Below are 201 nucleotides of genomic sequence, written 5' to 3'. Positions count from 1 at the left end.
CCAGTCCCCGCACCTGCTCATGAACACCGTGGCCGGACAGATCTCGGTGTTCACCGACGCCAGTGTCGACCTCGCCGGCCCGCTGGAGCCGGGGCCCAGCCTGCACGAGTGGGCGGACGCACTGGCCTGCGGGGAGATCGACGGCACATATCCGGACGACGTGCTGGACCAGGCCCGCGCGCTGGGCCCCGACACCTACCC

General features: G+C 71.6%; 1 protein-coding gene. It reads left to right on the top strand.

All coding sequences use genetic code 11. From position 1 onward, the window contains the following. On the top strand, window positions 1-201 hold a 201-nt coding region (locus G3I54_RS05400), incomplete at both ends, for an FAD/NAD(P)-binding protein (protein ID WP_164611660.1).

The sequence above is a fragment of the Streptomyces sp. SID14515 genome, assembly GCF_010548505.1.
GTDB classification, from domain to species: domain Bacteria; phylum Actinomycetota; class Actinomycetes; order Streptomycetales; family Streptomycetaceae; genus Streptomyces; species Streptomyces caviscabies.
The sequence above is the reverse complement of the archived record's forward strand: the minus strand, read 5'-3'. Positions and strand labels throughout refer to the sequence as shown.